The sequence below is a fragment of the Helicobacter sp. 11S02596-1 genome, from assembly GCF_002272825.1.
GTDB lineage: Bacteria > Campylobacterota > Campylobacteria > Campylobacterales > Helicobacteraceae > Helicobacter_J.
This window is the reverse complement of the sequence record NZ_MLAM01000007.1, coordinates 119090-134176: the sequence shown is the minus strand read 5'-3', so window position 1 is coordinate 134176 and position 15087 is coordinate 119090. Positions and strand designations below refer to the sequence as shown.

Genomic DNA, 15087 nt, shown 5'->3' with positions numbered 1-15087 from the left:
GCGGTTTATCATAAGGTGAGGTAGATTGACGGTGTGGGCGGTGTATATTTGTGTGGCGATACCCAAAAGTTTCCGGCGCGGTGACATTGAGAGGAGTTTGGGAAGAAAAGAGGAGGGGGCGGGGGGGTGGGGGGGGCGGGGGGGGGGGGGGGGGGGGTGGGGGCGCGGGTGGGGGGGGTGGAGTTGGTGGTGGGGGTGCAGGTGGAGGTGGCGGAGGAGGAGGTGGCTTGGTTGTATCTTCTTTATCCACACTCCCGATCACCCATTCATACCCTGCCCCTGAAGCCTTTTTGTGAATATTTGCTTTGAAATTAAACATCCCGATCTTGACATCTCGTGCTATAAAATCCAAGCCAGCCCCGCCATTAGTAATCCCTGCGACCTTGATTCTATCAGCAGTGGGCTTGATGAATTTATCGATATGCTCATAATCAGGATATATCTGGAGAAAATGACTGCCCGCACTATTGTTTGTAATCAAAATCTGATCGCTTCTTTCTGTTGCAAAATTTGTCATCAGCTTGAATACGCCATTATTCCCCCGCAACTCATCGATATGGAGCGTTCGAGGGACATATTTAGGGTCATTGAGGCGTGTATTGGTTGGGCTGAAACTCACCTGCCCATCCTTGATACTCACAAAATCCACTTCGGCATTATTGATAGTAAGAACATTGACTTTGGAATCTGCAGAGAGTAGCCATTTTGCACCATTTTCCAAGCGAAGCTCGGCTTTTCCTTGCCCCTCAAGGGAAAACCGCCCCTGCAAAAAGCTTTGATTATTGGTAAGATTGAGATAGATCCTAGCTAAAGGAAGTGAATTGACTTCCATCGATATATCGCCATTGAGCTGGATGATATTGCCTGCATTTAGCACGCTCCCATCGGCTTTGGCATTCACAAGCACGCTACCTTGACCTGAAACCGAAAATATCGAGCGATAGCCCGCACCACTCTTGCTTGTCCCCCAGCCTTGTGAGGGGATGGCTTTGGAAGCATCGACAATGAGATTTTTTTTAAACTCAAATAACCCGCCATAGCCATCATTGATATTAAAAAGCCCCCGGGCGAGATAAAAGTTATTCCCCACCACCCGCACGATGGTATGGGTATCGAATATAAATTGTGCCGCATCTGGCTTGACATTCACCGTATGTCTTCGCCGTGTGAGAAACAGCCCCTCAATCTTATGGGGACCTGCCAAATCCCCAAGCTCAAAATCAATCGTCCCCCCGCCGGTGATGGCATAGATTTTTCGTGCTTGACCTTTTGATTCTGCACCCTGCCCCCGAAACAACATCGCTTCCCAACCTTTCTCCCAACTCGCTGCATTGATACCTGATACTGCCACGATGACTTTGGAATTTGCTGGGATATTCATCGTCTCATAGCCATTAAACATAATGCCTGTATAGCGGTGATTGTCATCAATTCCTACATAATCGATACCCGGAGTATTGTTAAAATCAATAACAGGGGCAACATTAAGATGGTAGCTTTTGCCCGCCTCTTTAAATACATCAATCGCTGGGGGCGTGCCAAAATAATATACATAAATGGCATTAGGATCAAAATTCGCTGGCAATTGGGTGATCGTGCCATTCGTTACCCCTTCAAGCAAACAGAAAAAAAATGTCGTGATTGAAATTATTATTTTAATTTTCATAGAAAATATTATAACAATGTTTTGATATATCCCAAATGATTCTCAAAGCATATTATCAATTTTGATTTTTTATGCACTAAAATCGACCGCTAACAATATTGGCGATTGATTTTTTTGGGGGTGTCGGTGGGATTCTTGAGTTTTTATGGGTTTTTAATAGTATAATGCTATCGCACAGCACGGATTGTGAAGAATTTATAGTTTTAGGCAGTTGTTAAATTTTTCGATGAAGTATATGTCGCAAAAAAAGCCAAAATAAGCATTCTAAACGAATCGCTTGTATTGGCAAACTAGAATTTATCTTTCTTGCTTATTTAAGCCAAAAAATTCAAAAATTAACATTATTTTTAGATACTAGTTTCAACCCATCTTCTCCCACACGCAACCTTGTGGCGTATCCATCAGCATAATCCCCTCTTTGGCTAGCTCATCTCTTATCTTATCTGCCAAAGCAAAATCTTTGTTTTGCTTCGCTTGCGTTCTTTGCGCTATAGCCGTTTTTATATGGGTTTTTTGCTCCTCACTCACGCCGAGCTGAAAATAATCCAATGCGTCCTTGCCCCCGATACCAAGCAGGGCAGTTACAAAATCGATATTTGCCAAAACTTTGGCTTTGAGCGCCTTGTCTTTGGGGCTACTATCGAGCTTTTCATTACAGGTTGCCATCATTTCTTCTAGCACGCTAAGTGCCTTTGAAACATTGAGATCATCGCTCATCGCCTCTAATATCGCTAGTCTAAAGGCATCATCACCGCTTTGTCCGCCCTCAAATCCCGCTACACTCACATCTTGCACCCTTTTTTTGAGGCGATAGAGTTTATCAAGGCGCTTTTTACTCACAGCCAAATCTTCTTCATTAAAATGCAAAATCGCCCGATAATGCGTGCCTAAAAGATAATTCCGCAAAATCTCACCATCATAGACTCTCAAGGCATCTTTGATAAAAAAGCTATTCCCTAAACTCTTGCTCATTTTTTCGCCATTGATATTGACAAAACCATTGTGCATCCAGTATTTGGCAATCTCAACCCCTGTCGCACAGCGTGTTTGGGAAGCTTCATTTTCGTGATGGGGGAATGTCAGATCTGCTCCCCCGCCGTGAATATCGATCTGATAAGGCTCATTGGTATAAGCTAGATCGGAAGCTATCATCGCCGAACATTCGATATGCCAGCCTGGACGCCCCTTGCCAAGCGGGGTTTCATACCCAATATCCTCATCGCCTTTGTAAGATTTCCACAAAGCAAAATCTTTTTCGTTTCTTTTTTCATCATTTTCGCCCACACGGCTTATATTGCTGTCTTCGTGCGTGCCACGATGGCTGATACTCCCATAAAGACCATCTTTGCTAACATCAAGATAAATATCGCCATTAGAGGTTTGATAAGCGATACCTTTTTGCAAAAGCGTTGTAATCATCTCCACCATCGCCCCTAAACTCTCGCTTGCCTTGGGTTCTTTGCTGGGTCTTTTTACCCCAAGTGCTTGCATATCTTGGAGATACAGCTCGATATAATGCGAACTTAGCGCAACAATATCCATCTTTTTTTCTATGGCTTTTTTGATGATTTTGTCATCAATATCGGTAAAATTTTTCACAAATTCCACCGCATAGCCAAGCAATTCAAGCGTGCGCACCAGCAAATCAAATGCGATTGAACTCCTAGCGTGTCCTAAATGGGCATTGTCATAAACCGTCGGACCGCAGACATAGATCCTTGCTTGACCGGCAACTATGGGGATAAAATCTACTTTTTGCTTTTGCTTGGTATCATAAATTTTCATCATCGACCTTTTATGTTTTACTCGGTTTGCCTTTTTGGCAAACCTGAAGACCACTGCGGGCAGTAAAACTGCCCTGCGTTCCTAAAGTTCAGGGTTATTCCCAGCTACCGCTGGTCATCAACCCAGTTTCTAAGGTATTTAAATCCTATCCGCTAGCAAACCCAAGCTAGCTACGCACTTTCAGCTTGCAGGCTAAGGGGGCGTGACGGGGGGTAGGGGTTTAAAGGGGTCTTTTTGACCCGCCCACCCTGCGGACTTCGTAAGGAGAGGCGTAAAGGTGAAGCCAACTGCTTGGCTTCACTAGCCTCGCACGACAATGCGTATATGCTCCGATAGGAGCATAGCAGATGGCTAGCCCCTTGTCCCCCTCAAGAGAAAGCAAAACAAGGGGATTTTTAATTTGCCTTTAAATCTTCTCCCTTAATAAGCGAAAGCCTAAAAAAGATAAGCAGTTATCTTTTTTTAACGGCTCTCCTCTCATACCCAAAGCGTTGCTTTGTGTATTCGAGATAAGTTTCTAAGGTTTGAAATCCCAACAACCTACAAAATAAAGAACGCCATCAATTAATATGGAAAAAATGCAAAAAAACATACAAAATCCCCACTTCAATTGCCCCAATCGCAAGCAATAGAACCCAGCCTTTTGCATAAGCGATTATATCCCAAAAGCGTGAGAGCCCAAATTCTTTCACACTCAAAACAAATAACATCATCCCGCTCAAACTCCCCGCCAGCGCCAACCCCGAAGCCCCAAAATAGTGCATTAACACCAGCGAACACACCACACCAAATAATAACGAAATCGCTGAAATCTTCGCCGCCCTGCCTTGAAGCTGGTGGGCATAAAGCCACAAAGAAAAAATCCGTGAAAGCCCAAATGGCAACAAACCAATCATATACATCGCAAATACATTCGCAGAAGCGAGCGTATCACTCCTGTGAAAACTCCCACCCTCAAACAAAAGCCATATAATCTCATCTTTTAACATCACCCCGCCAATCGAGCAGACCCAAAGCATTACAAACAAAAACCAAAAAGATTTTTTCATACTTTTGAGCGCGCGTTTTTCTTCGTGATTTTTGATAGCTTTGGCGACCATCGGGAAAAGAGCTGTTGAAATCGCAATGGCAAACACCGCCAACGGGAGCTGAAAAATCCGATTGGCATAATACAAATACGAGATACTCCCACTGACTAAAAACGACGCTAACATCGTATCAATAAACGAAGCGATTTGCGCAGTAGAACTCCCCAAAATCGCAGGGAAAAATTGCTTGAAAAACATTTTTATATCCGCTTTTGCCTGCTTGGCTAAATGCTTGACCTTTTTGCTTCCCTCATCTGCCCAGTGCATTTTTGCTCGCACAAAATAAACCCGCCACATATGCCTAAAGCCCACAGAAAAAAGCCTAAAAAATCCCAAACGCAACAATGGATAAAAATGTAACAAAATCTGTGCCACGCCCCCGCACAAAACCCCATAACTCAAAAAATACACGATTTGCAAGCTTTGGGCATCCCTGCTAAGATACAAAGCGCTAATCATACAGATATTGAGCAATGCGGTGTTGTAGGCACTCACCCAAAAGCTGTTTTTATACTGCAATAGCGTGCCTAAAAATGTAACGATAAAAACAAGCTCGAGATACCAAAAATTAATCACCACAATCGGTGCTGCTAATGCGACCATCTCTTCGGTGAATCCATAAGCTAACAGCTTGGTAAAAAACCCTGAAAATGCCCACACCAAAAGGCTCAAACCAAAAAGCACGCTAGCAAATATCAGTAGCGTGCTTATGGCAAAAATCCCTTTTTTTTGGCTTGCAATAAAGCTTGGCAAAAAGCTCTGTGTAAAAGCACCCTCGCCAAATATGCGCCTAAAGAGATTGGGGAATTTGAAAGCGATAAAAAAAATATCGCTATAAATGCCTGCACCTAAGATATGTGCGGTATATAAATCCCGCAAAAATCCAAAAACCCGAGAACACATAATCCCGCTGCTGTTGGTAAAAAATGCTTTTTTTAGCAAAATATTCCTTTGAAATCAACCAGAGAAATCTCTACTTAATCGTAATTGTTGTAGAATGGTTAGGATATTTTACCCAAATCAATATCGGAGAATGTATGGATGCCCCGAATTTTATCCCGCAAGTGGTTAAAAACTGCGAAAACATCAACGAACAGCTCCAGCAATTTTCCCTCACATCAAAAATCAGTTTAGATCATCTTTGGTTTGATATTTTAGACGTCCATACCAGTATCAAACTCCACGAAAAAGATGAATACCACCTCATCACGGGCAATGAAATCGCCCAATTTGAAAAAGATGCGTTTTATACAAAAGAAGATTTTTTTGTCCAACAAACCTATGATATCCGTATCAAGCCCAAAACCAAAGATTATGGGCTTACCCTAGAAATCACGCCTATGAGCGATAAAATGCATCTTGTGCCAGACAATCATTTTAGTATCATCGATGATGAGCATTTTTATGAAGAAGTCTTTGGTGTGATTGATTCTTTGATGGCACAAAATAACATCATCTTCAGACAACAGCATATCCAACGCCAAAATCTCAAAATCCATCTCCAAGAACTCTGCGCTCAAGGCATCCACCCACAAAAAATTCTCCTCAAAACCGCACCGGATTTGACACCCTACCAGAATGCAGAATTTATCTTTACCCTCCAAAAAGAATGGGAAAAAAACGGCAGAGAAGCACCCAAAAACTCGTTTTTTGGGGTGAGCGCTGATGAGGTCATCGCTGAATACATCAAGCCCGTGCAAGGAAAAAGTGGCAGGAATCTCAAAGGGGAATACATCAAAATGGATACCAAAGCAATGCCTCAAATGCCCCCAATCCAGCACAATAAAAATCTTGTCAGGCAAGAAGAAACACAAAATAAAGTTATCTTCAAATCCCAAATCCCTGCTTATGTCAAGATTGAAGATAATGCGATCTTATTTAATACCAACTACGAATTTAGCACCATCAAGACCACCAACACCCCAATGCTCTTAGGCGGTGTCAAAAGCGGGCTTACCATCACTATCGAATCTGAAAACGAATTTATCGATGCTATCGAAGCCAATATGATTATCGAAGCTTCAAATATCCATATCATCGGGAGTATCGGCGAAAATGTCGAACTCAGTGCGCAAAAAATCACCATTGAAGGGCAAACACACCAAAGCAGCACCATCTACTCCCAAGAAGCAAAAATCACCACGCACAAAGGGAAATTTTATGGCGATGTCATCGAAATAAAAAATCTCGACACGGGTTTTGTCCAAGCTGATGAATGCACGATCGAAATCGCAAGTGGTAGCGAAGTATATGCCAAAAAAATCAAAATTGATACGCTCAAATCCAACAACAAGCTTCACTTCAGCCAAGAATGTCTTATCAAAGAAAATCAAGGGGGCGAAAACAAGTTTGTCATATCCGCATCTGCAGACAACAAAACCAAGCAAGCGATGGAGTTTATCGACAAAAAAATCTCTCTACTCAAAACAAAAATGCGGGCTATGGCTCAAGAATACCAATTTCTTATCACAAAGGCAAAAGAAAACAAACCTATCATCGATAAAATAAAATCTGCCCCAAAAGATGTCCAAAAAGCAATGCTTAATGAAAGCGACATCAAAAAAACTTACCACCATTTCATCACCTCGCTCAAAAAACTAAAAATCCTCAAAAGAGAACTTCTAAAACTCCAAAACACTATCAAAGAGCTCTATACAAGCTTGTTTGAAATAGAAAATGAAACCTTGAGTGCCAAAATACTTGCCCAAACGGAATGGAAGCTTGAAAATCAAATCATCTATCACCGCGATTACCCCAAGAGTAGCGATGAAGTTTTATTGCTTGAAGATGGCGAAAGTGCTGATATTGCCATCGATCCATCGAGCAAAAAGATCAAAAAAATCAAATAAGGAAAACAATGATTGCAGGAATGATTGGCACGATCCACAAGCTAGAGCCGACTTTTGTGGAGTTTGAAGTGGGTGGTTTGATTTATGGCGTGCATATCTCGACAAACACCAGCTATACCCTCAATGCCAAACAAAATCAAGACCCCAATGCCAAACAAAAACTCTTTATCGCCCAAATCATCCGTGAAGACGCCCATTTGTTGTTTGGATTTGGCGAAGAGCTAGAAAAAATCACTTTCTTGCGTCTCATCAAAATCAATGGCGTAGGGCCCAAAGTCGCTATCGCCATCCTCTCAACCTACACGCCCAAGACATTTAGCCAAATCATTCAAGACAAAGATATCAAAGCCCTCCAGCGTGTGCCGGGTATCGGCGCAAAAGGGGCAGGTAAGATTATGGTCGATTTAGCCGGATTTTTTAACGAACTCATCAATTTGGGAGAGCATAAAGAAATGCCTGAGCAAAATAGCGCGCGTAATGAAGCATTTATGGCATTAGAAAGTTTAGGATTCAAGAGTGCTGAGATTAGCAAGGTTTTTAAATCCATTCAAAGCCAAAACACCCAAGAAATCATCAAAGAAGCCTTAAAATTACTCCGATAATCATCATAAAATCGCTTTTTCTGTCCTCCCTGCCTGTTGGTTTTTAGGTATAATAAAACTTGCCAAAACTAGCGTTGGCAATAAAGCGAGTAAGCATAATGGAAACCTTAGAAACTGGGTTGATAACGAAGTGCAACGCACGCCGTTATAACCCTATTCTTTAGGAACGTAGGGCAGTTTTACTGCCCGCAGTGGTCTTCAGGTTTGGATTTTAAAATCCAAACCGAGTAAGCAAAATGAATGGGTCTTCAGATTCACAACGTTAATCGAATAAAAATGATAGAGGCTTTCGCCTGTAAGCTTTTCTAATGCTTTGGGCGTTTTAATCGCAAAAGAAAAGAGGTTTAATCCTCCCCTAACCCCTCCTTTAACCCACGAAAAGAATAAGCGCCGCTTTTCTTTTCGGCAAACAAAGGAGGGGAAGTCGCTTGCTTGTGTCTCCTTGCGAAAAATCGGCGGGCGCACTTCAACGCCCTTGTTTCCGATTTTTCACAGCACACAAGCGCGACAAAGGCAAGCAGTTTAAGACTTAAAGCCTTAGATGGCTTTTAAATCCTATCCGCTCTCAAACCAAAGCAATCTACGCCCTGTCATCTTGCCTACTAAGGGGGCGGGTCAGGGTTTTTCTACCCACCCACCCGATGAGTTTGAAGGGGATATTAAACCCGCCCACCCTGCGGACTTCGTAAGGAGAGGCGTAAAGCCAGAGCCAACTGCTTGGCTCTGGTAGCCTCGCACGACAATGCGTTTATGCTCCGATAGGAGCATAGCAGATGGCTAGCCCTTGTCTCCCTCAAGGGAAAGCAAAACAAAAGGATTCTTTAATTCGCCCTTTGGGTTTATCACAGAAATAAAGAGGCTTTTAACTGGGTTGATGACCTGCGATAGCTGGGAATAACTCGGGTGGGTGGGCAAAATAACTTTAGGAACGTAGCAAGATTTCACATCTTGCGAAGTGGTCTTCAGATTCACAACGTGAATCGAGTAAGCAGATAATGTAAAAAATAATGTAAAAGGTCAAGCACTTGTTAGACAAAATCCAAATCATTGGTGCAAAAGAAAACAATCTTAAAAATATCCATTTAGAAATCCCAAAAAACAAACTCATCGTTTTTACGGGTCTGAGTGGCTCGGGAAAATCCACGCTAGCATTTGATACGCTTTATGCTGAGGGGCAAAGACGCTATATCGAATCGCTCTCCAGCTACGCTAGGCAGTTTCTTGATAAAGTCGGCAAGCCAAATGTTGATAAAATCGAAGGGCTCACCCCTGCGATTGCCATCGATCAAAAAACCACCAGCAAAAACCCCCGCTCCACCGTCGGAACGATCACAGAGATTTATGATTATCTCCGATTGCTTTATGCAAGAGTGGGCGTGCAACACTGCCATATCTGTGGCAAACCCATCTCGCAGATGAGTCAAACCGATATTATCAATCAAATCCTCTCGCTCCCCAAAGACGCCAAAATCATCCTACTTGCCCCGCTAATAAAAGAAAAAAAAGGTAGCTTTGCTGATAAAATCCTCTCCCTGCGTCAAAAAGGCTATGTGCGTGCTTACATCGATGGGGTGATGGTCCGGCTTGATGAAGAAATCAGCCTATCTAAAACCAAAAAACACACCATCAAAGCCGTCATCGATAGGGTTGTTATCACCGAAGAAAACCACTCACGCATTGCCCAAGGTGTTGAAAAAGCACTCAAAGAAACCTATGGCGAAATCGAAGTGGAGATTTTGGGCGAAAAAGACACACCCAGCCAAATAATCCACTACAGCGAACATCTCGCTTGCTTTGATTGCAAAATCAGCTTTGAGCCATTAGAGCCCCTAAGCTTTTCTTTCAACTCGCCCAAAGGGGCTTGCGAAGACTGCGGGGGATTGGGGAGCAAATACAGCATTGATATCAAAAAAATCCTCAACAAATCCCTGCCCCTAAACAAAGGGGGGATCAAGGTGATTTTTGGCTTCAATCGCAACTATTACGCCGAGCTTTTTGCTGGATTTTGCAAAAGCAATGGTATCGATATGGATAAATCCTTTGAAGAACTCAAAGACTACCAGCAAAATGCCCTGCTTTATGGCAATGGTTCTGAAGTTACGTTTGTTTGGAAAAGCTCTACCCTCAAACGCCCGTGGAAAGGCATTATCCAGATTGCTTATGATATGTTCAAAGACGAGCGAGATTTGGGTGATTATATGAGCGAAAAGCCTTGCCCGACTTGCAAAGCCCATCGCCTCAAAGCCCCCTCTTTGAGCGTGAAAGTCGCTGGGCTTGGGATTGGCGATATTATCGATATGCCTATTGAAGAAACCCACGCATTTTTTGACAATGAAAAAAATTTCTCCTATCTGAGTGATCAACAACGCTTTATTGCCAGCTCTATCCTCAAAGAAATCCGTGAAAGGCTATTTTTCCTCTATGATGTCGGGCTAGGCTATCTTAGCTTGGGTAGGGACGCTAGGACAATCAGTGGCGGGGAGAGCCAGCGAATACGTATCGCAAGCCAGATTGGTAGCGGGCTAACAGGGGTGATGTATGTGCTGGATGAACCCAGTATCGGGCTACACGAGCGTGATACCCTCAAGCTCATCAAAACCCTGCGCAGTCTGCAAGAAAAGGGGAACACCGTCATTGTTGTCGAACACGACAAAGAAACCATCAAAAATGCGGATTTTATCGTCGATATTGGTCCAGGTGCGGGGAAAAATGGCGGGGAAGTTATCTTTGCAGGAACATTTAAAGCAATGCTTGCAAGCAACACGCAAACCGCCCAATACATCAGCGGGGCAAAAGCCATCTCCTACCCGCATAACCGACCCCAAAAAAAATGGCTCAGTATCAAAAATGTTACTATCAACAACATCAAAAACCTCAACCTCAAAATCCCCTTGTCGAATTTTGTCTGCATCACGGGCGTGAGCGGGAGCGGCAAAAGCTCGCTGATCCTCCAAACCCTCCTGCCTGTCGCCCAAGAACTGCTCAATAATGCCAAAAAAGTAAAAAAATGCGATGGTGTCGAAATCGATGGGCTTGAAATGCTTGATAAGGTCATCTACCTCGATCAAACCCCCATCGGGCGCACCCCAAGAAGCAATCCTGCCACCTATACCGGCGTGATGGATGACATTCGGGTGCTGTTTTCAGAAGTCAAGGAAGCAAAGATTTTAGGCTATGGCGTGGGGCGCTTTAGTTTCAATGTCAAAGGTGGACGTTGTGAGAAATGCCAAGGCGAGGGTGAGATAAAAATAGAAATGCACTTTTTGCCCGATGTGATGGTCAAATGCGATGCGTGCAACGGCGCTAAATACAATCCCCAAACCCTAGAAATCAAATACAAAGGCAAATCGATTGCCGATGTTTTAAATATGAGCGTCGATGATGCTTGTGAGTTTTTTGCCAAAATCCCCAAGATATTTTCCCGCCTCAAGACGCTCCAAGATGTCGGTCTCGGCTACATCACACTCGGGCAAAATGCCGTCACGCTTAGCGGGGGAGAAGCCCAACGTATCAAGCTTGCCAAAGAACTCAGTCGCAAAGATACGGGCAAGACGCTCTATATCCTAGATGAACCCACCACGGGCTTGCATTTTGCCGATGTCGATAGGCTCACAAAGGTTTTGCACCATCTTGTCGAGCTTGGCAATTCGATGATTGTGATCGAACACAATCTCGATATGATAAAAAATGCTGATTATATCATTGACATCGGACCTGAGGGCGGGGACAAAGGGGGTAAGATTGTCGATACCGGCACGCCAGAAAAAATCGCCAAAAACCACCTCAAAAGTGGGAGCTACACTGGGAGGTTTTTGAGCGAAGAGTTGGCGGGGAGTGTAAAAAATACCTGCAAAAAACCCCGATAACAACACAAGAAAACCAATGTATTGATTATTTCCACTCGATTTGAGGAAAACCCGAATCTAAAAGACCATTCCGACGGATAAAATCTATCTTCATCCCTAGCGTTTTTTACCTGCCCGCCTGGGTTTTTCGCCAAGCGATGTGTTTTTGAGAATAATTTTTAAATCGCTTCAGAGTTATTTGCTTTATAGGCAAAAAATATCAACGCCAATGAAAGCAAGACAAACAAAGCTAGTGGTGGTTTCCACGAGCTAAAAACATCATAAATAAATCCCAAAAATATCGGACCTATCGCAGCAATGAGATAGCCTAGAGATTGTGCCATTCCCGATAGACGGGCTACATTTTGTGGCAATGAGGCTTTCACAGAGATAAATAAAAGTGCGATACCAAATACCCCGCCCATCGGGAAAGCGAGCAAAAAAGTTGCCAAAAACACCATCAAAACATTGCTTTGAAAATACAAAATAATGAATGCGAAAGCATACATCAGACACAAGATTCCTGTGAAAATATGGCGATTTTTGTTCCGCATTTTAGCCAGCAACATCGGGGCAAAAAACGCCACCGGGAGCGAGCAGAGCTGATAAAATAGTGTCATATTTGAAGCAAAATAGAGGCTGAAGCCCTTTTGGATCAATATTGAGGGAAACCAAGCCACCACGCTATAAAAAATCAGCGATTGCGTCCCCATAAAGAGCGTGATCCACCACGCCGTTGGGATTTTATAGACAGATACGGAGGTGAGCGATCGGGTTTTGTTGGTTTGGTATTTTCGTCTGCCTTTTAGGTGAGGATACCACAAGAAAAATGCGGCTATAGCGATGATTGCCCATACGCTCAAGGCATTTTCCCAACCCAAATGCAAAGATACTGCTAAAGGCACAGAAGTCCCTGCCCCAATGGTCGCAGAAACGACTAAGATAAGGGAATAAAGCGCCATAATTTTTCCAAAATTTTTAGGGAATTTTGCCTTGATGACACTGGGGAGCAAAACATTAGCGATGGCAATGCCCGCACCCATTATGAGTGTCCCCATAAAAAGCCCGATTTCTCCAGTATAAGAACGGATGATTTCTCCTAAAACAATGCAAAAAAGCCCAAAAAACATTGTTGGACCATATTTGAATCGGCTTGCAAATGGCGAAAAAAAAGCAAATGCTAACAGTGGCAATGTCGTGATAAGTCCAGCTGTAGCACCTGAAAAAGCATATTGGTTTTTGATTAAGTCGATCACAGGACCCACAGCGGTGATGGGTCCGCGTAGATTGAGAGTTATTAAAATGATTCCCAATAGCACAAATTGGGCGATTTTGGTTTTATTTTGCATAATGAAACTCCAAAGTTAAAAATTTCATTATATCATTTCATTATTTTTTGTTCATTTATGGTTACTCGGTTTGTTTTTTACAAAAACAAACCTGAAGACCACTACGCAAGATGTGAAATCTTGCTTCGCTCCTAAAGTAATCATTTCACACCCAAGCGTTGCTTGTGTGTTGGAAATAAATTTCTAAGGTTTTCATTATGGTTACTCGGTTTGTTTAAAAACAAACCTGAAGACCACTACGGGCAGTAAAACTGCCCTGCGTTCCTAAAGTAATCATCTCGTCAGCCAAGCCCAAGGCTTGTGCGTTCGAGATAGGTTTTTAAGGTGTGAAATCCAAAACTACTTCAAGCCTAGCTAACTACGCTTTTTTATCTTATCTGCTAGGGGGGGGGGGGTGAGCGGGGTTCTAAAGGGGTGAGCTTTTACCCACCCACCCGAGTTATGAGGGCGTTGCACTTCGTTATCAACCCAGTTTTAGAGATTTCCACTCGATTCGCAAGCGAATCTGAAGACCGCTTTAAACAAGCAAAGCTTGCTTTCGCTCCTAAAGAATAAGGTTATAACGGCACTTCGTTTCGTTATCAACCCAGTTTTAGAGATTTAAAATCTTGAAAAGCCTTGCCTTTATCCCTTGCATATTGTGAAAATTAGAAACAATACCCCCATCCATCACACCCACGCAAATACCACTGCAATTTGTTATTATGTTTCATTACTAAACACCCATTTAAAAATAAAATAAAAATTCTTTTGAATTATTGCAAATTATGAGATACTAAATACTTAATTATCAAAATTATTTGGAGAAAAGATGAAGAAACAATTCAATATAGCCGTTATCAAAGGTGATGGTATCGGCAATGAAGTAATGCCTGAGGGCTTGAAAGTTTTAGAATGCGCGAGCATAAAATTTGGGCTGGACTTGAAATTTGATACATTTGATTTTGCGAGTTGCGATTATTATCTCAAACATCAAAAAATGATGCCTGATGATTGGTTTGACATACTAAAAGACTACGATGCGATTTATTTTGGCGCAGTCGGAATGCCCGCACTCGTGCCTGATCACATCTCTTTGTGGGGTTCGCTTTTGAAATTCCGCAGGGATTTTGACCAATACATCAACCTCCGTCCCGTCCGACTTTTAGAGGGTATCCCCTGCCCATTAGCGGGCAAAAGCGCACAAGATATTGATTTTGTCGTCGTCAGAGAAAACACAGAGGGGGAATACTCCTCTATCGGGGGCAAGATGTTTGAGGGCACACCCAATGAATTGGTCATCCAAGAATCGATTTTCACCAGAAAAGGCGTGGATAGAGTGCTCCAATACGCTTTTAATCTCGCCAAAAATTCCAAGAAAAAGACCCTCACCTCAGCGACCAAATCCAATGGGATTGCCATCGCAATGCCGTATTGGGATGAGCGTGTCGAAGCGATAGCAAAGTCTTTCCCAGAGGTATCATATGACAAACAACATATCGATATTTTGTGCGCACGATTTGTTTTGCAACCCGAGCGTTTCAATGTCGTCGTGGCTTCCAATCTCTTTGGTGATATCCTTTCAGATCTCGGACCTGCGTGTGCGGGGACAATTGGGGTGAGTGCGTCTGCTAATATCAACCCCCAAAGGAATTTCCCCTCGTTATTTGAGCCCGTGCACGGCTCCGCTCCGGATATTTTTGGCAAAAATATCGCCAATCCGATTGGGATGATCTGGTCAGGTGCGATGATGTTGGAGTTTTTGGGCGAAAAACAACCCGCCTATGCCCAAGCTGCCAAAGAGATTTTACAAGCCATCGAGCAAGTTGTCAAAACCGGTCCCAAAACCCCTGATATGGGTGGGAATGCTAAGACTTATGACGTGGGTGATGGCGTATGTGCCGCACTCAAAAGCCTTTAAAGA

General features: G+C 43.1%; 8 protein-coding genes. 4 read left to right on the top strand and 4 right to left on the bottom strand.

Annotation, left to right across the window (positions count from 1 at the left end; genetic code table 11):
• The 3 genes from BJI48_RS05810 to murJ all read right to left on the bottom strand — a co-directional run.
• Window positions 1–1666 (bottom strand): pertactin-like passenger domain-containing protein (locus BJI48_RS05810; protein WP_180763063.1); only part of this gene is annotated, 1666 nt, incomplete at its 3' end.
• A 360-nt stretch (window positions 1667–2026) separates the two neighbouring features.
• On the bottom strand, window positions 2027–3451 hold the full coding sequence (gene cysS, locus BJI48_RS05805; RefSeq protein WP_095332892.1) for a cysteine--tRNA ligase: 1425 nt from the start codon (window positions 3449–3451) through the stop codon (window positions 2027–2029).
• A 560-nt stretch (window positions 3452–4011) separates the two neighbouring features.
• On the bottom strand, window positions 4012–5481 hold the full coding sequence (murJ, locus tag BJI48_RS05800; RefSeq protein WP_095332890.1) for a murein biosynthesis integral membrane protein MurJ: 1470 nt from the start codon (window positions 5479–5481) through the stop codon (window positions 4012–4014).
• Here murJ and BJI48_RS05795 point away from each other — a divergent pair.
• From BJI48_RS05795 to uvrA, 3 genes are all read left to right on the top strand, one after another.
• Window positions 5466–7388, top strand: a complete 1923-nt coding sequence (locus BJI48_RS05795; protein ID WP_095332888.1) for a flagellar assembly protein A — start codon at window positions 5466–5468, stop codon at window positions 7386–7388. The two genes, murJ and BJI48_RS05795, sit on opposite strands and share 16 nt — an antisense overlap.
• Before the next feature lie 8 nt (window positions 7389–7396).
• Complete coding sequence (ruvA, locus tag BJI48_RS05790; protein WP_095332886.1) at window positions 7397–7990, top strand: Holliday junction branch migration protein RuvA; 594 nt, start codon at window positions 7397–7399, stop codon at window positions 7988–7990.
• Window positions 7991–9015: 1025 nt separating this feature from the next.
• Window positions 9016–11856: an excinuclease ABC subunit UvrA gene (uvrA, locus tag BJI48_RS05775; RefSeq protein ID WP_095332880.1), complete on the top strand. Its 2841-nt coding sequence runs from the start codon at window positions 9016–9018 to the stop codon at window positions 11854–11856.
• A 158-nt stretch (window positions 11857–12014) separates the two neighbouring features.
• On the opposite strand, the gene BJI48_RS05770 is transcribed toward uvrA, so the two are convergent.
• On the bottom strand, window positions 12015–13184 hold the full coding sequence (locus tag BJI48_RS05770; protein WP_095332878.1) for an MFS transporter: 1170 nt from the start codon (window positions 13182–13184) through the stop codon (window positions 12015–12017).
• 811 nt (window positions 13185–13995) lie between these two features.
• Between BJI48_RS05770 and BJI48_RS05765 the strand changes: the two genes are divergently transcribed.
• Window positions 13996–15084, top strand: coding sequence for a tartrate dehydrogenase (locus tag BJI48_RS05765; RefSeq protein WP_095332876.1), 1089 nt, complete (start codon window positions 13996–13998; stop codon window positions 15082–15084).
• Window positions 15085–15087 lie beyond the last annotated feature (3 nt).

Excerpts from the sequence above, each read along its gene's own strand:
- ruvA (WP_095332886.1), top strand. The coding sequence starts at position 7,397 with ATGATTGCAGGAATGATTGGCACGATCCACAAGCTAGAGCCGACTTTT.
- BJI48_RS05795 (WP_095332888.1), top strand. The coding sequence starts at position 5,466 with ATGCTTTTTTTAGCAAAATATTCCTTTGAAATCAACCAGAGAAATCTC.
- BJI48_RS05765 (WP_095332876.1), top strand. The coding sequence starts at position 13,996 with ATGAAGAAACAATTCAATATAGCCGTTATCAAAGGTGATGGTATCGGC.
- BJI48_RS05770 (WP_095332878.1), bottom strand. The coding sequence starts at position 13,184 with ATGCAAAATAAAACCAAAATCGCCCAATTTGTGCTATTGGGAATCATT.
- cysS (WP_095332892.1), bottom strand. The coding sequence starts at position 3,451 with ATGAAAATTTATGATACCAAGCAAAAGCAAAAAGTAGATTTTATCCCC.